Annotated in this window: 15 protein-coding genes; 10 read left to right on the plus strand and 5 right to left on the minus strand. The window is 64.8% G+C overall.

Translation table 11 applies throughout. The features are described 5' to 3' along the window. The 3 genes from VL52_RS11830 to rimP all read right to left on the minus strand — a co-directional run. Nucleotides 1-631 (minus strand): translation initiation factor IF-2 N-terminal domain-containing protein (locus tag VL52_RS11830; protein ID WP_046157225.1); only part of this gene is annotated, 631 nt, incomplete at its 3' end. A 75-nt stretch (nt 632-706) separates the two neighbouring features. Further along, nucleotides 707-2,185: a transcription termination factor NusA gene (nusA, locus tag VL52_RS11835; RefSeq protein WP_046157226.1), complete on the minus strand. Its 1,479-nt coding sequence runs from the start codon at nt 2,183-2,185 to the stop codon at nt 707-709. Nucleotides 2,186-2,236: 51 nt separating this feature from the next. After that, entirely contained in the window at nt 2,237-2,662 is a 426-nt protein-coding gene (gene rimP / locus VL52_RS11840) for a ribosome maturation factor RimP (RefSeq protein WP_021477167.1), read from the minus strand. Nucleotides 2,663-2,964: 302 nt separating this feature from the next. On the opposite strand from rimP, the gene VL52_RS11845 reads away from it, so the two are divergent. The 6 genes from VL52_RS11845 (at nt 2,965) to VL52_RS25635 (ending at nt 9,654) form a co-directional block, all read left to right on the plus strand. Beyond that, nucleotides 2,965-4,644: a long-chain-fatty-acid--CoA ligase gene (locus VL52_RS11845; RefSeq protein ID WP_046157227.1), complete on the plus strand. Its 1,680-nt coding sequence runs from the start codon at nt 2,965-2,967 to the stop codon at nt 4,642-4,644. A 122-nt stretch (nt 4,645-4,766) separates the two neighbouring features. Then, nucleotides 4,767-5,891, plus strand: a complete 1,125-nt coding sequence (locus VL52_RS11850; protein ID WP_046157228.1) for a PilT/PilU family type 4a pilus ATPase — start codon at nt 4,767-4,769, stop codon at nt 5,889-5,891. A gap of 9 nt (nt 5,892-5,900) precedes the next feature. After that, a complete protein-coding gene (locus VL52_RS11855) occupies nt 5,901-6,251 on the plus strand; it encodes an arsenate reductase (protein WP_021477170.1) in 351 nt (116 codons plus the stop codon). Continuing rightward, nucleotides 6,248-7,381, plus strand: a complete 1,134-nt coding sequence (gene dapE, locus VL52_RS11860; RefSeq protein ID WP_046157229.1) for a succinyl-diaminopimelate desuccinylase — start codon at nt 6,248-6,250, stop codon at nt 7,379-7,381. Before VL52_RS11855 ends, dapE begins: the two co-directional genes overlap by 4 nt. A 135-nt stretch (nt 7,382-7,516) precedes the next feature. Continuing rightward, nucleotides 7,517-8,146 carry a MarC family protein gene (locus tag VL52_RS11865; RefSeq protein ID WP_046157230.1) on the plus strand — a complete coding sequence of 210 codons (630 nt, stop codon included), beginning with the start codon at nt 7,517-7,519 and terminating at the stop codon, nt 8,144-8,146. Between the two features lie 173 nt (nt 8,147-8,319). Further along, nucleotides 8,320-9,654: a methyl-accepting chemotaxis protein gene (locus tag VL52_RS25635; RefSeq protein ID WP_046157231.1), complete on the plus strand. Its 1,335-nt coding sequence runs from the start codon at nt 8,320-8,322 to the stop codon at nt 9,652-9,654. Between the two features lie 185 nt (nt 9,655-9,839). Here the strand turns inward: VL52_RS25635 and VL52_RS23980 are convergent, their stop codons facing one another. Beyond that, nucleotides 9,840-10,004 carry a hypothetical protein gene (locus tag VL52_RS23980; protein ID WP_200896001.1) on the minus strand — a complete coding sequence of 55 codons (165 nt, stop codon included), beginning with the start codon at nt 10,002-10,004 and terminating at the stop codon, nt 9,840-9,842. A 205-nt stretch (nt 10,005-10,209) separates the two neighbouring features. Between VL52_RS23980 and ccoG the strand changes: the two genes are divergently transcribed. Next, on the plus strand, nt 10,210-11,559 hold the full coding sequence (ccoG, locus tag VL52_RS11875; protein WP_046157232.1) for a cytochrome c oxidase accessory protein CcoG: 1,350 nt from the start codon (nt 10,210-10,212) through the stop codon (nt 11,557-11,559). 21 nt (nt 11,560-11,580) lie between these two features. Continuing rightward, nucleotides 11,581-12,969 carry an aminotransferase-like domain-containing protein gene (locus tag VL52_RS11880; RefSeq protein WP_046157233.1) on the plus strand — a complete coding sequence of 463 codons (1,389 nt, stop codon included), beginning with the start codon at nt 11,581-11,583 and terminating at the stop codon, nt 12,967-12,969. Between the two features lie 31 nt (nt 12,970-13,000). Here VL52_RS11880 and VL52_RS11885 read toward each other — a convergent pair whose 3' ends face one another. After that, the gene (locus VL52_RS11885; protein ID WP_046157234.1) at nt 13,001-14,341 is read right to left on the minus strand and encodes a glutamine synthetase family protein; all 1,341 of its coding nucleotides are present in this window, start codon (nt 14,339-14,341) and stop codon (nt 13,001-13,003) included. 358 nt (nt 14,342-14,699) lie between these two features. Between VL52_RS11885 and VL52_RS11890 the strand changes: the two genes are divergently transcribed. Both VL52_RS11890 and VL52_RS11895 read left to right on the plus strand, forming a co-directional pair. After that, complete coding sequence (locus VL52_RS11890) at nt 14,700-17,993, plus strand: DUF748 domain-containing protein (RefSeq protein ID WP_046157235.1); 3,294 nt, start codon at nt 14,700-14,702, stop codon at nt 17,991-17,993. A gap of 165 nt (nt 17,994-18,158) precedes the next feature. Then, nucleotides 18,159-21,014 carry an adenosylcobalamin-dependent ribonucleoside-diphosphate reductase gene (locus tag VL52_RS11895; RefSeq protein ID WP_046157236.1) on the plus strand — a complete coding sequence of 952 codons (2,856 nt, stop codon included), beginning with the start codon at nt 18,159-18,161 and terminating at the stop codon, nt 21,012-21,014. Nucleotides 21,015-21,187 lie beyond the last annotated feature (173 nt).

The raw sequence follows: 21,187 nt of genomic DNA on the forward strand, positions 1-21,187 counted from the left end.
GCGGCTGCTCCACCACCGGAGCCGGAGCCGGCTGCGACGCGGCCAGCTTGGCGGCTTGGCGGCGCTCTTCGCGCTCGATCTTTTCGCGCATCAGCGCTTCCTGACGGGCGCGGAAAGCAGCCTGACGCTTCTCTTCCGCTTCGCGAGAAGCGATTTCTTCCGGCGACAGGATGGAGGCGACGGTGCGCGGCGCCGGCGCAGCGGCCGGTTTCGGCTCGGGCTTGGCTTCCGGCTTAGGCTCGGGCTTGGCCTCGACCTTCGGTTCCGGCTTCGGTTCCGGCTTGGCCTCGACCTTGGGCTCGGGCTTCGGTTCCGGCTTGGCTTCCACCGGCGCGGCGACAGGCGCCGGCTCGGCCGGCTTGGCAGCCTCGGCTCGCGGCGCGTCATCCGGACGAGCCACCACGCGCTTCTTGCGAGTCTCAACCGTCACGGTGCTGCCATCGGCCTTCTTCACTTCGGAAGTCGACTTGCGAGTCAGGGTGATGTTGGAGTCCTCGCGCGCGCCGTGCGAACGTTTCAGGTAGTCCAGGAGCTGGGACTTGTCTTGCGCCGATAGGGTGTCATCCGGCGAGCGCTTGCTCACTCCGGCTGCCTTCAGCTGTTCCAGCAGGCGTTCCGGCGTGAGATTCATCTCACCGGCAAATTGTTTTACATTCGTCAAAACCATGCGTCTTCCCAAATTCCGTAAATACTTCCCGAGAAAGCCTTACTGGTTGAACCAGTGTTCGCGCGCCTTCATGATGATTGCGCGTGCAGCTTCCGCTTCCATGCCGGTCATGTCCACCAGATCGTCAACGGCCAGGTCGGCCAGATCGTCGCGGGTGGCCACACCGCCTGCGGCCAGCTTGCGAACCAGCTCGGCATCCAGGCCTTCAACGTCCTTCAGGTCGTCGGATACATTTTCGACCTGCTCTTCGGACGCGATGGCCTGCGTCAGGAGCGCATCACGGGCGCGGCTACGCAGCTCGCCCACCAGCTCCTCGTTGAAGCCTTCGATTTCCAGCATTTCTTCCAACGGCACATAGGCCACCTCTTCCAGCGCGGCGAAGCCCTCTGCCACCAGCTTGGCGGCGGTGTCTTCGTCCACGCTGAGCGCGCTGACGAACAGCTGGCGCAACGCGGCGTCCTCGGCCAGGTGCTTCTCTTCAGCCTCGGTCACGGTCATGATGTTCAGGTACCAGCCGGTCAGCTCGGCGGCGAGCTTGACGTTCTGGCCGCTGCGGCCGATGGCCAGCGCCAGCTGCTCTTCCTCGACGACCACATCCATGCTGTGATTGTCTTCATCAACCATGATGCGGCTCACTTCCGCCGGCGACAGCGCGTTGATCACGAACTGGGCCGGTTCCGGCGCCCACAACACGATGTCGACGCGCTCGCCCGCCAGCTCCTGGGTCACGGCCTGAACGCGGGAACCGCGCATGCCGATGCAGGTGCCCTGCGGATCGATGCGGGCGTCGTTGGCCTTGACCGCGATCTTGGCGCGCATGCCGGCATCGCGCACGGCGGCGCGGATTTCCAGCATGCCTTCCTCGATCTCCGGCACTTCCAACTCGAACAGCTTGACCAGGAATTCCGGCGCGGTGCGCGACAGGATCAGCTGCGGGCCGCGGCCCTGGCGATCGATGCGCAGCAGGTAGGCTTTGACGCGGTCGCCCACGCGCAGGTTTTCCTTCGGAATCATCTGATCGCGCGGCAGCACGGCTTCCAGCTTGCCGCACTCGACGATGGCATTGCCGCGCTCGATGCGCTTGATGGTGCCGATCACCAGATGCTCGCGGCGCTGCAGGAATTCGTTCAGCAGCTGTTCGCGCTCGGCGTCGCGGATGCGCTGCAGGATCACCTGCTTGGCGGTCTGCGCGCCGATGCGGCCGAACTCCACGGCTTCCATCTGTTCTTCGATTACAGCGCCCAGCTCGATGCGCGGATCGCGGTCGCGCGCGTCGACCAGGCCGAGTTCCCGGCTCTCGGATTCCAACAGCTCGTCTTCCACCACAGTCCAGCGGCGGAAGGTTTGGTATTGCCCGGTGTGGCGGTCGATTTCGACGCGCACGTCCATCTCGTCATCGGTAAACTTCTTCTTGGTGGCCGAGGCAAGCGCCATCTCAAGGGCGGAGAACACCACATCCTTGCTGACATTCTTTTCGCTCGCCAGGGCATCCACCAGCAACAAAATCTCGCGACTCATGCATTCCTCTCCGAATTTTGTCCTTTAGCGCGGGCTATCGCCGTCCAGACATCAAAACTCAGGCTCGATACGAGCCTTGTCGATGTTGGCGAACGGAATCTCCACGATGCGGCCATCCACATCCAGCTTCACGGAGCCGTCCTCGACCCCGGCAAGACGACCGGTAAATTTCTTCTGCTGCTCGATCGGCATCCGCGTCTTGATCTTGGCGAGCTGACCGGAGAAGCGGACAAAATCGGCCTCCTTCTTCAGCGGGCGATCCAGGCCCGGCGAAGACACTTCCAAACGCTCGTAATCCACGTTCTCGACCATGAACAGCCGAGTCAGGTGATTGCTCACCAGCACGCAGTCTTCCACGGTGATGCCACCGGGTTTATCGATAAATACGCGGAAACCTCCACCTTGGGTCATTTCGAAATCGACGAGCTCATAGCCCAGACCCTGCAGGGTGTTTTCCAGCAGCAAACGAACATCCATTGCTTTTTCCACAAATAAAAAATGGGCGAAACGCCCATCCCTAACCGCTGCGATTGTAACCTATTTCCGCAAAAAAGAAAACCGGCGCGGCCGCCCGGCCCCGGGGCGAAGGCCGCCGCATGCCAGACAACTTTGCGAGACGATTTCAGTTGCGATACATTACCGCGAATCAAACTCCGGTTTGATCGCAATGGCCTTCAGGCCGACAACAACAACTATTAAATAGCGACTCGCAAAAACGCTCGTCCGCGCCCGCCGCGGCGAAGCTCGCTAAAACCCGCACGACGGAGAAACCCGGATTTATGGATAAGGTGTGGCTCAAAAACTACCAGCCCGGCGTCGCCCACGAGATCGACATCGACCAGTTCCAGTCGGTAACCGAGGTGTTCGACCGCAGCGTCAAGAAATTCAGCGGCCGGCCGGCGATGGCCTGCATGGACAAGGTGCTCAGCTATGCTGAGCTGGACGCGCTCAGCGGCCGATTCGCCTCTTTCCTGCAACACAGGCTGGGCCTGAAAAAGGGCGACCGCGTCGCGCTGATGATGCCCAATCTGCTGCAATACCCGATCGCCGTGTTCGGCACGCTGCGCGCCGGCGGCGCGGTGGTCAACGTCAATCCGCTGTACACCCCGCGCGAGCTGGAACACCAGTTGAAAGACTCCGGCGCGGAAACCATCGTCATCCTGGAAAACTTCGCCGGCGTGCTGGAGCAGGTGCTGCCGCGCACCCAGGTGAAAAACGTGGTCATCGCCTCCATCGGCGAGATGCTGGGCGCCTTCAAGGGCCCGTTGGTGAACTTCGTGGTGCGCAAGGTCAAGAAGATGGTGCCGCCCTGGCACATCCCCGGCCACATCCGCTTCAACGACGCGCTGTCCATCGGCGCGGCCAAGCCCTACGACAAGATGGCGCTGACCCACGACGACATCGCCTTCCTGCAGTATACCGGCGGCACCACCGGCGTGGCCAAGGGCGCGGTGCTGCTGCACCGGAACATCGTCGCCAACATGCTTCAGGCGAGCGCCTGGGTAGGCACGCTGGTGCGCGAAGGCCAGGAAGTGATCGTCACCGCGCTGCCGCTGTACCACATCTTCTCGCTGACCGCGAACCTGATGGTGTTCACCGAGATCGGCGCGCTGAACGTGCTGATCACCAATCCGCGCGACATCCCCGGCTTCGTCAAGGAACTGCGCAAATACCCGATCACCTGCATCACCGGCGTCAACACGCTGTTCAACGCGCTGCTGAACAACCCGGAATTCTCCAAGCTGAATTTCTCCAGCTGGCGGCTGACGCTGGGCGGCGGCATGGCGGTGCAGAAGGCGGTGGCCGACAAGTGGAAGGCCGTCACCGGCGTGCCGCTGGTGGAGGCCTACGGCCTGACCGAAACCAGCCCCGCCGCTTGCATCAACCCGATGGACCTGAAGGAATACAACGGCTCCATCGGCCTGCCGGTCCCCTCCACCGAGATCGAGATCCGCGACGCCGAAGGCAAGCCGGTAGCCATGGGCGAACAGGGCGAGCTATGCATCCGCGGCCCGCAGGTGATGCGCGGCTACTGGCAGCGGCCGGATGAAACCGCCAAGGTGCTGGGCGACGACGGCTTCCTCGCCACCGGCGACATGGCCGTGATCACCCCGGAAGGCTACGTCAAACTGGTGGACCGCAAGAAGGACATGATTCTGGTATCCGGCTTCAACGTCTATCCGAACGAGATCGAAGACGTGGTGGCCGGCCATCCGGACGTGCTGGAAGTGGCCTGCATCGGCGTGCCGGACGACAAGTCCGGCGAAGTGGTCAAGGTATTCGTGGTGAAGAAGAACCCCGCCCTCACCGACAAGGACATCATCCGCTACTGCCGCGAAAACCTCACCGGCTACAAGGTGCCCAAGCTGGTGGAGTTCCGCAACGAGCTGCCCAAGACCAACGTCGGCAAGATCCTGCGCCGCGCGCTGCGCGACCAGGAAACCGCCAAGCCGGCCTGACCGTCCGCCGGCATTCAAGCGACGCCGCCCTTCCCGGGCGGCGTTTTGTTTCATCCGGAACAAACGCAAGCCCGTGCCGGGCGGCTAAACTGAATCGATATCCCGCCTTGCCGGAGCGCTCCATGCTGATGCTGCCGTTCTTCAAGCTGATGGCCGAAAAAAAGGCCAGCGACCTGTTCCTGACCAGCTTTTCCCCACCGATGCTGAAACTGGGCGGCGAGCTGGCGCCGGTCAACGAAAAGCCGCTGACGCCGGATATGGTCAAACAGTTGGCCTACAGCCTGATGAGCGACGAAGAGGCCGCCGTCTTCGAGCGCGAGCGCGAGATGAACCTGGGCCATCCGGTGCCGGGCCTCGGCAGCTTCCGCGTCAATGTGTTCTGGCAGCGCGGCTCCGTCGGCATGGTGGTGCGCTACATCCTGCCCAGCATCCCCACCATGGAGGAGCTGGAGCTGCCGCCGCTGCTGGAGGAGCTGATCCAGCTGAAGCGCGGCCTGATCCTGGTGGTCGGCGCCACCGGCTCCGGCAAGAGCTCGACGGTGGCGGCGATGCTGCAGGCGCGCAACCGCAGCACCAAGGGCCACATCCTCACCATCGAGGACCCGATCGAATTCCTGTTCCGCCACGACCAGTCCATCGTCAACCAGCGCGAGATCGGCTTCGACACGCTGTCTTACACGCGGGCGCTGAAGAACGCGATGCGCGAGGCGCCGGATGTGCTGATGATAGGCGAGATCCGCAATCCGGAAACGCTGGGCCACGCCATCGGCTACGCCCAGTCCGGCCATCTGTGCATCTCCACCCTGCACGGCAACAACAGCTACCACATGCTGAACCGGGTGATGAACTTCTTCCCGCCCGAGGCCAGAGGCGCGCTGCTGATGGACCTGTCGGCCTCGCTGCGCGCGGTGATCTCGCAGCGCCTGGTGGCGACGCTGGACGGCGGCCGCACCCCCGCGCTGGAGCTATTGATCAACACGCCGCACATTTCGGAGTTGATTCGCGGCGGAGAGATGGACAAAATCAAGGAGGCCATCGAAAGCAGCATGAGCGATGGCGCGCAGACTTTCGAACAGGCGCTGTTCCAGCTCTATCAAGCCGGACGGATCAGCCTCGACGAAGCGCTGAAAAACGCCGACTCTCCCACCAATCTGTATTGGCTGGTCAATCAGTCGAAGGAGAGCGGCAAAGGCAAATCCGGCCCCGCCAGCGCGGCCGGCTTCGACAGCATCAAACTGGACTTGTAAACCCACCCGATGATTACCCTGTACGGCATCCCCAACTGCACCACCGTGAAGAAGGCCCGGCAATGGCTGGCCGACAACGGCATCGATTACATCTTCCACGACTTCAAGAAACAGGGCATAGACGCCGAGCGCCTGCAGGCCTGGACCGCCCAGGTGCCGCTGGCCAAGCTGGTCAACCGCCAGGGCACCACCTGGCGCGCGCTGCCGGATGAAGCCAAGGCCGCGGCCGATACGCCGGACGGCGCCATCGCGCTGATGCGGGAGCAGACTTCCGTGATCAAGCGCCCGGTGCTGGACCTGGACGGCAAGGTGGGCGTCGGCTTCTCCGAGGCCGACTGGACGGAGCGCTTCGGCTTATGAGCGCGACGCTGGATCTCGCCCGCGAGCTGATCCGCCGCGATTCCGTCACCCCGCGCGACGAAGGCTGCCAGGCGCTGATGATAGACCGCCTGGAGGCCATCGGCTTCAAGGTGGAGAAGATGCGCCACGGCGATGTGGACAACTTCTGGGCGCGCAGAGGCGACGCCGGCCCGGTGTTCTGCTTCGCCGGCCATACCGACGTGGTGCCCACCGGCCCGTTGGAAAAATGGGACAGTCCGCCGTTCGAGCCGACCATCCGCAACGGCCTGCTGTACGGCCGCGGCGCCGCCGACATGAAGGTGTCTTTGGCCGCCTTCGTCACTGCCTGCGAACGCTTCGTCGCCGAGCATCCCGACCACGCCGGCTCGTTGGCGCTGCTGATAACCTCGGACGAAGAAGGCGTGGCGGTGGATGGCACGGTGAAGGTGGTGGACGCGCTGGAAGCGCGCGGCGAAACGATAGACTACTGCGTCGTCGGCGAGCCGACGTCCGAGCAGCGCCTGGGCGACACCGTCAAGAACGGCCGCCGCGGCTCGCTGTCCGGCCGGCTGGTGGTGCATGGCATCCAGGGCCATATCGCCTATCCCCAGTTGGCGAAGAACCCCATCCACCTGATGGCGCCGGCGCTGGCGGAACTGGCCGCCACCCGCTGGGACGACGGCAATGCCTTCTTTCCGCCCACCAGCTGGCAGGTGTCCAACATCCAGGCCGGCACCGGTGCCACCAACGTCATACCGGGCCACTGCGAGCTGCTGTTCAACTTCCGTTTCTCGCCGGAAAGCAGCGCCGACAGCCTGAAGGAACGGGTCTGCCGGATACTGGACAAGCATGGTCTGGGCTACGAGTTGCACTGGCAGCTGTCCGGCCAGCCCTTCATCACGCCGCCGGGCGCGCTGACCCAGGCTCTGGGCCAGGCGATCGCCGATGTGGCCGACGCCAAGGCCGAGCTGTCCACCACCGGCGGCACCTCGGACGGCCGCTTCATCAAGCGCATCGCGCGCGAGCTGGTGGAGTTCGGCCCGGTCAACGCCACCATCCACAAACTGAACGAGTGCGTGGAAACGGCCGACGTGGAGCCCTTGTCCGACATTTACCGCCGCACAGTGGAGCTGTTGCTGGCCAAGGCGTGAGCGCCGGCGCTCCGCTATGCTGAAACCGGCGGCGACGCCGGTTTTTTTATATTTCCATTTCCCTGACGCAACCATGGTTGTTTGCGTCTCCACGCCGAATGTTGTGGATCGAACTAACAGGTAAGCTCCATCATCATGGAAATCGAAATCGCAAAAATCTTCATCGCCCTGCTGGTGCTGGTCAATCCGCTGGGCGCCATTCCCATCTTCATCAGCCTGACGCCCAACGCCGGCCTGGAGGAAAGGCGGAAAATCGCCAAGACCACCGCCATCGCCGTCGCCATCGTGCTCAGCCTGTTCGCCGTGGTCGGCGAGACGCTGCTGCGTTTTTTGGGCATCAGCATCGGCTCGTTCCAGGTGGGCGGCGGCATCCTGGTGATGCTGATCGCCATCGCGCTGATGAACGCCAAGCCCGGGCCGACCAAGACCACCAAGCAGGAACGGGAGGAAGCCGGCCACAAGACCAATATCGCGGTGGTGCCGATGGCCATCCCGCTGATGACCGGCCCCGGCACCATCTCCACCGTGATCATCTATGCCAGCACCGCCCATTCCTGGCTGCAGGTGGCCTACCTGCTGGTCAGCGGCCTCCTGGTGGCCGTCACCTGCTATGGCGCGCTGGTGCTGGCTTCGCCGCTATCCCGGCTGCTGGGCCAGACCGGCATCAACATCGTCAACCGGGTGATGGGCATGCTGCTGGCGGCGGTGTCGGTGGAAATCATCGTCGACGGCGTTTACCGGCTGTTCCCGCAGCTGACGCGCTGAAGAACCGTGGCGGCGCGTCGCTTTCCCGGCAAGCCGCCGATGAACTTCCCGTCCGAAACCGCACTTCCCCCCCAGACTCCCCCTTGACTAATCTCACCCATATTTCATACACCAAATAAGCGATAACGCGCACTTTGCCATCCCGACCATCCCTATCCCGCGAGGATGAAACGATGTTCGATCAAAAACTGAAATCCGCCTTGAATGACGCCCTGGCGCAACTGGAAAATCAAAAAAACGTGCTGGACGCGCTGGACCGCTCGACGGCCATCATAGAATTCAGCCCGGACGGCATCATCCTCTCCGCCAACGCCAATTTCGAGCAGACCATGGGCTACCGCGCAGAGGAAATCATCGGCAAGCACCACCGGATGTTCTGCCTGCCGCAATTCGCGGCCAGCCAGGAATACAAGGCGTTCTGGCATGTGCTGCGGACCGGCGGCTTCATCAAGGATCAGTTCAGGCGCATCGCCAAAGACGGCCGCACCGTCTGGCTGGAGGCCAGCTACAACCCGGTCAACGACAGACAGGGCCAGGTGGTCAAGGTGATCGTGTTCGCGCTGGACGTCACCCATGAAGTCAAGCTCGCCCACGAGTCGAGAAACATCATGCAAGCCGTCGAGCGCTCGATGGCCGCCATCGAATTCACCCCGGATGGCATCATCCTGACCGCCAACGCCAACTTCCTCAACGCCACCGGCTATACCGCCGCGGAAATCATCGGCAAGCACCACCGCATCTTCTGCCCCGACGATTTCGTGCACAGCCCCGCCTATGAACACATGTGGGCGCAGCTGAAACAGGGCGTGTTCGTCACCGGCAGGTTCGAGCGCCTGCACAAGTCCGGCCGGCCGGTCTGGCTGGAGGCCAGCTACAATCCGGTTTTCGACGACGAAGGCGTGGTGTTCAAGGTCATCAAGTTCGCCACCGACATCACCGATCAGGAAACCGCGCGGCAACAGGACCTCCGCCTGGTGCAGGAGGCGCACCGGCTGTCGGCGGCGTCGGACAGCGCCTCAAACGACGGTCAACAGGTGATCCGCGACACCATCCAGGCGATGAGCGTGATCGCCGACAGCGCCGGACAATCGGCCCGTCTGATCGAAGACCTGGAACAGAAAACCAACCGCATCACCACCATCGTCAACACCATCCATGAAATAGCCGACCAAACCAACCTGCTGGCGCTAAACGCGGCGATCGAAGCGGCGCGCGCCGGCGAGCAGGGCCGCGGCTTCGCCGTGGTGGCCGACGAGGTGCGCAAGCTGGCCGAACGCACCAGTTCCTCCACCAAGGAGGTGACCGAAATGATAGACGACATCAAGAACGGCACCGGCAATGCCACCGAGAGCATCCACGAAATGCTGGTAAAGGCGCAAAAAGGCGAGGAACACGCCAGCGAGGCCAGCAGTTCGATCGAGCAGATACGCAACAGCACCTCGCGGCTGGCCGATGTGGTCAACCACTTCTCAGCCGTGCAGGCCGGCGCCAATCCCCCCAATCCCTGAACGCCAGCGCACTGGCTGGCGCGTTTTTCGGCAAAGGATCATGCCCCTCCCCTCAGCATTCTGACGCCCGCCCAGGCGAACGCCAGCGCCAACGCGCCATGCAGCCAACACCTCGATCTCAGGTAGGCGCGCCGCGCGGCCGGCGGAAAACAGCAACCCATAGGCTGAGAACACGCCGGCGGCGATCAGCGCGCAGCCCGCCGCCACCAGAGCGCCACGCCCGCCGCCAGCGACAGGGCCCGGCTTCTCCCCTGCTCCATCGCCACGCCCATGATGGCCAGATTGCTGGGCCCTGGGCTGGCCGTTCCAACCAGATACACCGCGAACACCGCGGCCATATTGGCATCCAACCATTCCCCCTTCCCGATAATCTGTATGCGACATCTCTGTTCACGATCGGGCCCACGCTTGCACCCATTGGCGATTATGCCAACACGCTATCCGTTCCTGTAAATATACAGCGACATCTGTACTGATATTTTCATCATTGCCTGTTCATTGTTTGTACTGATCCCCAGCAGTAAAAATAGCCATCTTCATCGCGTGGTGGCAGCCATGTCCAAGCCTGAAATCAAACCCGTCCCCATCAAGATTCATCCCCGGCTCACCAGCGGCCGCTTCAACAATGTCCGCGTCGGCATGGTGGTGCTGACGCAACTGGCGTTCTTCGGCATGCCCTGGCTGCAGTGGAACGGCCGCCAGGCGGTGCATTTCAATCTGGCGGAGCATCATTTCCTGATCTTCGGCATCAGCCTGTGGCCGCAAGACTTCATCTATCTGGCGGCGCTGCTGGTGGTGTCGGCGCTTGGGCTGTTCCTGTGGACCACGCTGGCCGGCCGGCTGTGGTGCGGCTACAGCTGCCCGCAAACGGTGTACACCCAGATCATGATCTGGATAGAAAGGGCGATCCAGGGCGACCACAACGCCCGCCGCAAGCTGGACGCGTCGCCGATGAGCGTCGGCAAGCTCGCCAAAAAAGGCTCGACGCAAGCGGTCATGGCCGCGTTTTCCTTGTGGACCGGCCTGACCTTCGTCGGCTACTTCACGCCGATGCGCGAGCTGGCCACGCTGCAGATGGGCCCGTGGGACCTGTTCTGGACGCTGTTCTACGGCGGCTTCACCTGGCTGATGGCCGGCGTGCTGCGCGAGAAGGTCTGCCTGCACATGTGCCCGTATGCCCGCTTCCAAGGCTCGATGTTCGACGACCACACCCTGGTCATCTCCTACGACGCCAAGCGCGGCGAGCCGCGCGGCAAGACCCAGGCCAAGAGCGAGGCGCAGACCAAGGGCTGCGTAGACTGCGGCATCTGCGTGCAGGTCTGTCCCACCGGCATCGACATCCGCAACGGCCTGCAATACGAATGCATAGGCTGCGCCGCCTGTATCGACGCCTGCGACCAGGTGATGGACAAGCTGAAATCGCCGCGCGGGCTGATCCGCTACACCAGCGCCGAGGCGCTGCAGGGCAAACCGGCGAAGAGCGGCCCGTCCTTCCACCGGCCGCGCATCGTCATCTATTCCTGCCTGCTGGCCGGCATCATCACTCTGTCCACCACCGCGCTGGTGCTGAAGAAACCATTCAAGGTGGACGTGCTGCGCGACCGCGCCAGCCTGGTGGAGCAGTCCGACGACGGCCTGCTGCAAAACCGCTACAGCCTGCGGGTGATCAACACCACCGAGCAGCCGCAACGCTACGTGGTGACGGTGGAGGGCCTGCCCGGCATCCGGATGGAGAAGCCCGGCCAGGTGATCGAGGTGGACCCCGCGCAGACCGAGACCGTGCCGGTACGGGTCCAGGTCGAGCCGGAAAGCGCGCCGCGCGGCTCGCATCGCATCCACTTCGTGATACGCTCGCTCAACGATGACGTTTCCATAAGGGAAAAATCCAGCTTCATCGGCGAGTAAGCCGGCTCAGGAAAACAATATATGAACAAAACCGGCCAATTAAGCCAACGCTTCCGCCATGCGATAGAACAGGGCCATCTGCGCGCCGGCGACCGCATGCCCTCGCTGCGCAAGGTATGCCAGGACCACAAGATCAGCATCACCACCGCGCAGCGCGCCTACGCCGAGCTGGAAAAACTGGGGCTGATCGAGTCGCTGCCGCGCTCCGGCTTCCGCGTGCTGGCGCGCAGCAGCGCATTGCCCAGCAATCTGCCGCTGAACAGCGACGGCAGCGGCATCCGCATCGAGCACCTGACCAGCGCGCTGCCCATGCCCTGGGGCTGCCCCTACATGAACCCGGCGCTGATCAACACCACGCCGCTGAACCGCGCCCTCACCCGCGCGCTGCGCGACTACCGCTACGCGCTGTCCGGCAACGCCAGCACCGGCTACGAAGGCCTGCGCCGCGAACTGACGCTGCGCTACCTGGCCCAGGGCGTGGAGCTGGACGGCGACGAGCTGCTGGTCACCTGCGGCGGCATGGAAGCGCTGAGCCTGGCGATACGCGCGGTGACCAAGCTGTCCGGCAGCCAGGCGATGCTGGTGCTGACCCCGGCCTTCCCGGCGCTGTTCGACCAGCTGGACCAGCTGGGCATCACCGTGCACACCCTGGCCACGCCGCCCGGCCAGCCGCTGGACCAGGAACGGCTGGAGCAGCTGATCCTCCAGCATCAGCCGGCCGGCATCCTGGCGATGGCCAACTTCCAGCATCCCACCGGCCTGACGATGAGCGACAACGACAAGGCCGCGCTGCTGGCGCTGGCCGACCGCCACCGCCTGCCCATCATCGAGGACGACACCTACCGCGAGCTGTATTTCGGCGAAAGCGCGCCCTTGCCGCTGAAGGCCTACGACCAGAAAGGCAGCGTGCTGTACTGTTCTTCGTTCAGCAAATCGCTGGCGCCCGGCTACCGCGTCGGCTGGATCGCCGCCGGCCGCTACCGCGACAGCATCCTGGGCCTGAAGCTGTGCAGCTCGCTGTCCACGCCGCTGCCCAGCCAGATGGCGCTGGCCCGGCTGCTGTCCGGCGGCCAGCACGAGGACATGCTCAGCCTGCTGCGCAGCCGGCTGCAGGCCAACTGGCTGGCGCTGAGCCAGCAGCTGTCGGTCCAGCTGCCGGTCGGCACCCGCCAGATCACGCCCCAGGGCGGCTACTTCCTGTGGCTGGAATTGCCGGAAGGAAGCGACTGCCGCGCCCGCCTGCCGGCCGCGATGCAACAGGGCATCCACTTCGCGCCGGCGCCGCTGTTCTTCCGCGACAGCCAGCCTCGGCTGAATGCGATGCGGCTCAACTTCAGCTTCTACGATCCGCTGCAGCAGCACAACGGCGTGGCGATGCTGGCCTCGGTTCTGGCCGGCGAGGACGCCTGAGCCCGGGGCGGGCCCGCGCCCGCCCCTCGCCTCACACGTGCAGCAACAGGAAGCGGCGCTCCCATGGGCTGATCACGTCGAAGTACTCGCGGTACTCCGCCTCCTTGATCGCCGCGTAGGTTTCCACGAAGTGCCCGCCGAACAGCTCGGCCAGCGGCTGGCAGCGCAACAGCATGTCGATGGCGTCGTCCAGATGGCGCGGCAGCTGGTGCGGCTGCTCGTAGGCGCTGCCGGACAGCGGCTCGGATGGATCGATCCTGTCGCGCATGCCCAGGTAGCCGCAAGCCAGGCTGGCCGCCATCGCCAGGTAGGGATTGACGTCCACGCCGGCCAGCCGGTTCTCCACCCGCCGCGCCTCCGGATCGGAGTGCGGCACCCGCAGACCGCAGGTGCGGTTGTCGTAGCCCCAGCTGAGATTGATCGGCGCCGAGGTGTAGCGGCTGAGGCGGCGGTAGGAATTGACGTAGGGCGCGAAGAACGGCATCGCCGCCGGCAGGTAGCGCTGCAGGCCGCCGATGAAATGCAGGAAGGCCGGAGACGGCTGGCCGTCGGCCAGACTGAAGATATTGCGCCCGCTGGCGATGTCCACCACGCTCTGGTGCATGTGCATCGCGCTGCCGGGCTGGCCCTGCATCGGCTTGGCCATGAAGGTGGCGTACATATTGTTGCGGATCGCCACCTCGCGCACGGTACGCTTGAACAGGAACACCTGATCGGCCAGCTGCAGCGGATCGCCGTGATCCAGGTTGATCTCCATCTGCGCCGTGCCCATTTCATGGATCAGCGTGTCCAGCGCCAGGCCCTGCGCCTCGCACCAGTCGTACATCACGTCGAAGATGTCGTCGTATTCGTTGACCGCGTCGATGGAAAAGCTCTGCATCCCCGCCTCGGTGCGGCGGGTGCGTCCCACCGGCGGCCGCAGCGGCAGGTCCTCGTCAGGCTGGATTTCCACCAGGTAGAACTCCATCTCCGGCGCGATCACCGGCTTCCAGCCCTGGTCCTCGTACAGCTTCAGGATGCGTTTGAGCACATTGCGCGGCGCCAGATCCACCGCCTCGCCGCCGAAGCTGTAGCAATCGTGGATGATCTGCGCGGTGGGCTCCTTGTTCCAGGGCACCGGGCGCAGCGTGCTGAGGTCGGGCAGCAGCTTCATGTCGGGGTCGGCGACGGAGGTGAAGTCGCGATCGGGGTAGTCGCCGGTCACTGTCATCGACAGCACCGCTTCCGGCAGGCGCAGGCCCACGGCCGGGTCGTATTTGTGGCGCGGCACGATCTTGCCGCGGGCGAGGCCGGTCATGTCCGGAATCAGACACTCCACCTCGGTGATATGATGTTCGTCGAGCCATTGATTGATCAGATGGGCACTATCCATAAATCCTCTGTCAGCTGTGTTTGCCCGAGCTTCCCAGCCTCCGGGCATGATGGGTCAGGGTGTGGCGGCGCGCGGCCTGCAATAGAAACAGGCTGCGGTCCGCTAGCAGCGGCCTCTCGGCCGCGGTGCGAGGGAAATTGCCTGGCCGGCTTGACCGGTGGTTTTGCTGCAAGATCATCGTCCTTTCGTGATAAAGATTTGGCAAAATCGCGTTCAATATTTTCAACGCTTCGTCCATCCTAGCCAGCGTTCTCCCCCGCCGGCAACGGGCTGCGGACCCGCGTCGTCATTTTTAGTCAACAATAGGACAAACAACGCAACAGGACGGCAGCGTCAAAGTGCATTAGAATTAAGCGATATGGATACCCACGTTCAGGCAGACGCCGCCCCCCTCGCTCCTCCTCCCCGCCGACCCCGCCGCTGGCTGCGCTGGCTCGCCGCCGCCTGCGCGCTGGTGCTGGCCTTCTGGGCCTTTCTCGGCCTGATTGCGCCTCATTTGCTGCAAAAAGCCGCCGCCGACTGGGCGCGCAAACATGGCCGCCAGCTGGCCATCGCCGAAGTCCGCATCGTGCCGTGGAGCATGGAGCTGACGCTGGACGGCGTGGCGCTGCGCGAGGGCGACGGCAAGCCCTTGTTCCAAGCCCGCCGCATTTACCTGAACGCCGCCCTGTACGCAGTGCTGATGGGCCGCTGGCAAGCCAGCGAATTCCTGCTGGACAGCCCTGAGCTATGGCTGGAGCGCGACCAGGACGGCGTGTGGAACTGGGCCCGCTTCGTCGCCGACGTTTCCGGCCCGCCCAAGCTGGAAGACGGCACCGCGCCGGAAAAGTTGCCGCGCCTCAAACTGGACGCGATCAATCTGCGCAACGGCCAGATCCGCATCAGCGACCACCTGGCCGGCCCGCATGGCAACTTCCGCCTGATGCCGATCAATCTCAGCCTGAACGACCTGACCACGCTGGAAGAAAACGGCCGCTACACGCTGCACGCCGAGATGGAAGGCGGCGGCCGCTTCGACTGGCTGGGCAGCATGCGGCTGCAGCCGCTGCAATCCAGCGGCGAGGCCCGGATGCAGGGCCTGCCGCTGGCATCGGTCTGGGACTATGTCCGCCCCCACTTCGCCACGGCCAAGCCTGAAGGCGAGCTGTCGGTCAATGCCCGCTACCAGTTCGACATGAGCGGCGCCTCGCCCGATCTGACTATCTCCTCGCTGAGCGCCAACCTGAAAGGCCTGAAGCTGCGCGCGCCCGCCGGCGACGGCATGCTGGATCTGCCCGAGCTGCGCGTGGACGGCGGCGCGCTGGATTTGTCTCGCTCGCTGCTGACCGTGGCCAAGGTGGAACTGAACCACGGCCGGCTAGCCGCCAGCCGCGACGCGGCCGGCCAACTGGACTGGCTGCGCGCGCTGCCGCCGGCCAAACCGGAAGACAAGACGGCCAAGCCCGCCAAACCTTCGCCGTGGATCGTCAAAATAGACAATCTGCGCTTCAACGACTGGCACGCCGCCTGGCGCGACCAGACCTTTGTCCGGCCCATGCTGCTGGAAACCGCGGTGCCGCGGCTGCAAGGCAAGCTGTCGCTGGATCCCGACCACGGCCTGAGGCTGGATGAAGCCGGACTATCCCTCGCCGATCTCAAGCTCGCCGCCGCCGGCGGCATGCCCTGGCTCAGCCTGGACAAGGCCGAGCTGGAGCCGACACTGATCGACCTGAAGCGGCGCAACATCCAGCCCGGCGGCATCTCGCTGGACGGCCTGCAAGTCTCCTTGCAACGGGAGCGCAACGGCCAGCTGCAACTGCAGCAGCTGCTGGCCCAGCGCCCGCGTCCCGCCGCGCCGCGCGCGCCCGGAGACGCAGGTCCGGGCTGGAAGCTGGCCTATCCGGCGGTGGCGCTGGAAAACGGCGCGGTCGGCTGGCGCGATCTCAGCCTGGGCAAACCTCTGGAATACAGCCTGAAGCAGCTGGGCGGCACGCTGGAGCTGAAGAGCGGCGACCAGCTGGCGCTGGACCTCTCCGGCCGCGCCGGCGCCGGCAAGCTCGCCGCCAAGCTGGACATCGACGCCGCCTCGCCTTCCGCCCGCGGCTCGATACGGCTGGACGCGCTGCCGGTCGCCCCGCTGGCGCCGTACGCGCTGGCCGGCACCCCGCTGAAGCTGTCCGGCGGCGCGCTCAGCGCCGACCTCAAGCTCAATGCCGCTTCCGCCAGCCGCTGGAGCCTGGGCGGCCAGCTGAAAGTGGCGAAGATGGCATTGCAGGAACCCGGCGTGCCGCTGCCGCTGCTGGGCTGGAACACGCTCTCGCTCAGCCAATTGCAGGCGCAAGGCATGCCGCTGAAGGTTTCCATCAACGACGTTCGGCTGGACCAGCCCCGCGCCCGCCTGATTCTGGACCCTCAGCGCAGCCTGAACTGGCAGAAGATCTTCGCCAAGCGGCCAGCCAAGCCGTCCAACGGCAAAAGCGGGCCGCTGCCGCAGGTGGACGTGCACAGCATCCACGTGCAGAACGGCGCGGTGGAATTCGCCGACCACGGCATGACGCCCGACTTCGCCACCCGCATGCATCACCTGCGCGGCAGCATCCAGAACCTGTCCACCCGCTCCGGCGGCCGCGGCCGCATCACGCTGGACGGCGCGGTGGACCAGTACGGCGAGGTCAAGGTGCGCGGCGCGCTGTCGCCGATGTCGCCCACCGACAGCACCGACATCCTGCTGGACTTCCACAATCTGGCGCTGAACAACCTGAATCCGTACTCGATGAACTTCGCCGGCTGGCAGGTGAAGGACGGCAAGCTGTCGCTGGAGCTGCGCTACCTGCTGGACCATCGCCAGCTGAAGGGCGAAAACCGCATAGTGATCGACTCCATCCAGCTGGGCGACGAGTTGAAAGGCGACAAGTCGCCTCACCTGCCGCTGAAGCTGGCGGTGGCGCTGCTGGAAGACAGCGACGGCCGCATCGACCTGGACCTGCCGGTGGCCGGCAGCCTGGACGATCCGCAATTCAGCTACGGCCAGCTGGTATGGAAAGCCATCGTCAACGTGGTCACCAAGGTGGTCACCGCGCCGTTCCGCGCGCTGGGCGCGCTGCTGGGCGGCGACGGCTTCGACGACATCCGCTTCGTCGCCGGCGAAGCCCACGTCAGCCCGCCCGAGCGCGAGAAACTGGACAAGGTGGCGGCGCTGATGGCCAAGCGGCCGAAAATGCAGCTGGCCATCGCCGGCGGCTACGCCGACGAGGACGCCAAGCAGCTGGCGCGCGCGCGCGTCGACGCCGCGGTGCTGGCCGCTGCCGGCCACCCGCCGATGGACGACGAGCCGCTGGCCACGCTGGACCTGAAAGACGCGCAGACCCAATCGGCGATCAAGTCGGTCTATGGCCAGCGCATCGGCCGGCTGAAGCTGCTGGGCCACACGCTGAAGCCGGGCGGCCCGTCCGGCGAAGCGCTGGCCAAGCTGCTGCGCGACGAAATGCTGGCGGCGGAGAAGGTCGGCGCGGCCGATCTGGTCAAACTGGCCAAGTTGCGCGGCGACAACGCCCGCAAGGTGATGCTGCGGCATCAGCCGGAACTGGCGGACCGCATCGCGCTGGATGAGCCGAAGAAGACCTCGGCCAACCGCGACGGCGTGGAACTGGCGGTGAAAATCAGCGCGAAATAACCCGCCGGCGCCGTGTCCGGAGTACAATCGGAAACGGCGCCGGAACACAACAACTTGCGTTTCACCCCATAACGGCGTAACAACATATAGTGTGCTACGCCGTTTTTCATGCGCAGCCGGCCATGCCATCGTCGTTGAACACCGTTTCAGAAGGATGAGCGTTCCATGCAGCAGGAAAACATCGCCGCCATGGCGGAACAAGACATCTCCCGCGAGGTGTTGCTGGAGAAATACGCCAAGAACGGCGAACAAAGCGTCAGCGAAGTCCGCCACCGCGTCGCGCGCGCGCTGGCCGAGCGGGAACAGGACCCGGCGCGTTTCGAGCCGCTGTTCTTCGAGGCGCTCGATCACGGATTCATCCCCGGCGGCCGCATCAACTCCGCCGCCGGCACCGACCTCAGGGCCACCCTGATCAACTGCTTCGTCCAGCCGGTGGGCGACTCGGTCTCCGAAACCGAGAACGGCAAGGTCGGCATCTACCAGGCATTGCTGCAGGCGGCGGAAACCATGCGCCGCGGCGGCGGCGTCGGCTACAACTTCTCGCGCATCCGCCCGCGCGGCGCCCGGGTCAAGGGCACCAACAGCCGCGCCTCCGGCCCCGTCTCCTACATGCGCGTGTTCGACCGCAGCTGCGAGACAGTGGAGTCAGCCGGCGCGCGCCGCGGCGCGCAGATGGGCGTGCTGGACGTCAGTCATCCGGACGTGGAGGACTTCATCCACGCCAAGGACCAGGGCGATCTGCGCAACTTCAACATCTCGGTCGGCGTGTCCGACGACTTCATGCGCGCGGTGGAGGCCGATGCGGACTGGCAGCTCACCCACGTGGTGGAGCCGATGTCCGACGCCTTCCCCGACAGCTTCCGCCGCGAAGACGGCCTGTGGGTGTACCGCACCGTGCGCGCCCGCGAGCTGTGGCGGCAGATCATGGAGTCCACCTACGACCACGCCGAGCCCGGCGTGCTGTTCATGACCCGCATCAACCAGGACAACAACCTGTCCTACTGCGAGGTGATCGAGTCCACCAACCCCTGCGGCGAGCAGCCGCTGCCCGACTACGGCTGCTGCGACCTGGGCTCGGTCAACCTGACCCGCCACGTGCGCGCGCCGTTCGGCGACAAGGCCCACTTCGACTTCAAATCGTTCGAGAAAGTGGTGCGCACATCGATCCGGATGCTGGACAATGTGCTGGACCTGACCGTGTGGCCCTTGCCTGAGCAGGAGCGCGAAGCGATGAACAAGCGCCGCGTCGGCCTCGGCTTCACCGGCCTGGGCGACGCGCTGATCATGCTGAAGATACGCTACGACAGCGAGGAAGGCCGCCGCTTCGCCGCCCGCATCTCGGAGAGCATGCGCGACGCCGCCTACGACGCCTCGGTGGACCTCGCCGTAGAGAAAGGCGCCTTCCCGCTGTTCGACGCCGAGAAATACCTGGCCGCGCCGCACTGCGCCAGCCGGCTGCCAGCCAAGATCCAGGCCCGGATACGCAAGCACGGCATCCGCAACTCCCACCTCTTGTCCATCGCCCCCACCGGCACCATCTCGCTGGCCTTCGCCGACAACGCGTCCAACGGCATCGAGCCGCCGTTCTCGTGGTTCTACACCCGCAAGAAGCGGATGGCGGACAACTCGCAGCAAGAATACCTGGTGGAAGACCACGCCTACCGCGTGTGGCGGATGCAGGGCGGCGACACCGCCAAGCTGCCGGACTACTTCGTCTCCGCGCTGGAAATGAGCGCGCTGGACCACATGCGGATGGTGGCCGCCGTCGCGCCCTATGTCGACACCGCCATCTCCAAGACCGTCAACGTGCCGGCCGACTACCCGTTCGAGGACTTCGAAAGCCTGTATCTGGAAGCCTGGCGAGCGGGCCTCAAAGGCATCACCACCTACCGTCCCAACAATGTGCTGGGTTCGGTATTGTCGGTGGAGCCGGCCCAGAGCGCCGCCGCCGCGCCGGAAGACCTGTCCGGCGCCGCCAGCGACCCGGACCGCCGCGTGACGCTGAACACCGCCCCGACCCCGGCCTTGTCCAGCCTGAAATGGCCGAACCGCCCCAAGCTGAAGGAAGGCAACCCGTCGTGGACCTTCATGGTGGAAGGCGACGCCGGCGATTTCGCCGTGGTGGTCGGCCACATGGAAAACGGCCGCGCCCAGCCCTTCGAGTGCTGGGTCAACGCGACGGATGAGCAACGCGGCCTGTCCGCCATCGCCAAGACGCTGTCGATGGACATGCGCTGCCGCGACCGCGCCTGGCTGGCCGCCAAGCTGGACGCGTTGTCGCGCGCCAACGGCGACAAGCGCTACCGCTTCACGCTGGGCGACAAGACCATACACGCCACCTCGGCCGCAGCCGCGCTGGGCCAGGTGGTGCTCCACCGCGTCGAGCAACTGGGCGCGCTGCGGCTGGAGGAAGGCGAAGCCACGCCGGTGATGGACGCGCTGTTCGCCCGCAAGGAGCCCAAATCCGGCAGCGACGGCACCATGAGCTGGTCGGTGGACGTGGTCAACCCGCAAACCGGCGACGACTTCGTGCTGTTCGTCAAGGAGCTGGTGCTGCCCAACGGCCAGCGCCGCCCGTACTCGGTGTGGCTGGCCGGCGCCTACCCGCGCGAACTGGACGGGCTGTGCAAGATGCTCTCCCTCGACATGCGGGTGATAGACCCGGCCTGGATCGGCCTGAAGCTGCGCAAGCTGCTGAACTACGCGGAGCCGCAAGGCGACTTCTTCGCCCGCATCCCGGGCATGGAGAAATCGCAAAGCTGGCCGTCCACCGTCGCCTATCTGGCGCGGCTGATCATCCACCGCTACGCGATGCTGGGCGTGCTGACCGAGGAAGGCGTGCCGGTGGAGGAAATGGGCGTGATGGCGCCGGAGCAAAGCGACCTGTTCGCCCAGGAAGCGCCGGCCATGCTCAAGCCGCTGGCCGGCAAAGCCTGCCCCGAATGCGGCAACCACGCGCTGATCAAGAAGGACGGCTGCGAGTTCTGCACCGCCTGCGGGCATGTGGGGGCTTGCGGCTGAGCCCAGCAAGCCAGAACCTGCAGCTTCCGGTTGCGAGCAGCATAAGCAGTGACTAAAGATTTTCCGCTTTCGCTGTAGCATTATAACAATGCCCTACGATCTTTTGATCGTGGGGCATTTTCTTACTGGCGATGGATTTTTCTCATGAGCAAACTCGACAATTCATAAAGATC

The sequence above is a fragment of the Chromobacterium vaccinii genome (assembly GCF_000971335.1).
In the GTDB taxonomy this organism is placed as follows: Bacteria; Pseudomonadota; Gammaproteobacteria; order Burkholderiales; family Chromobacteriaceae; genus Chromobacterium; species Chromobacterium vaccinii.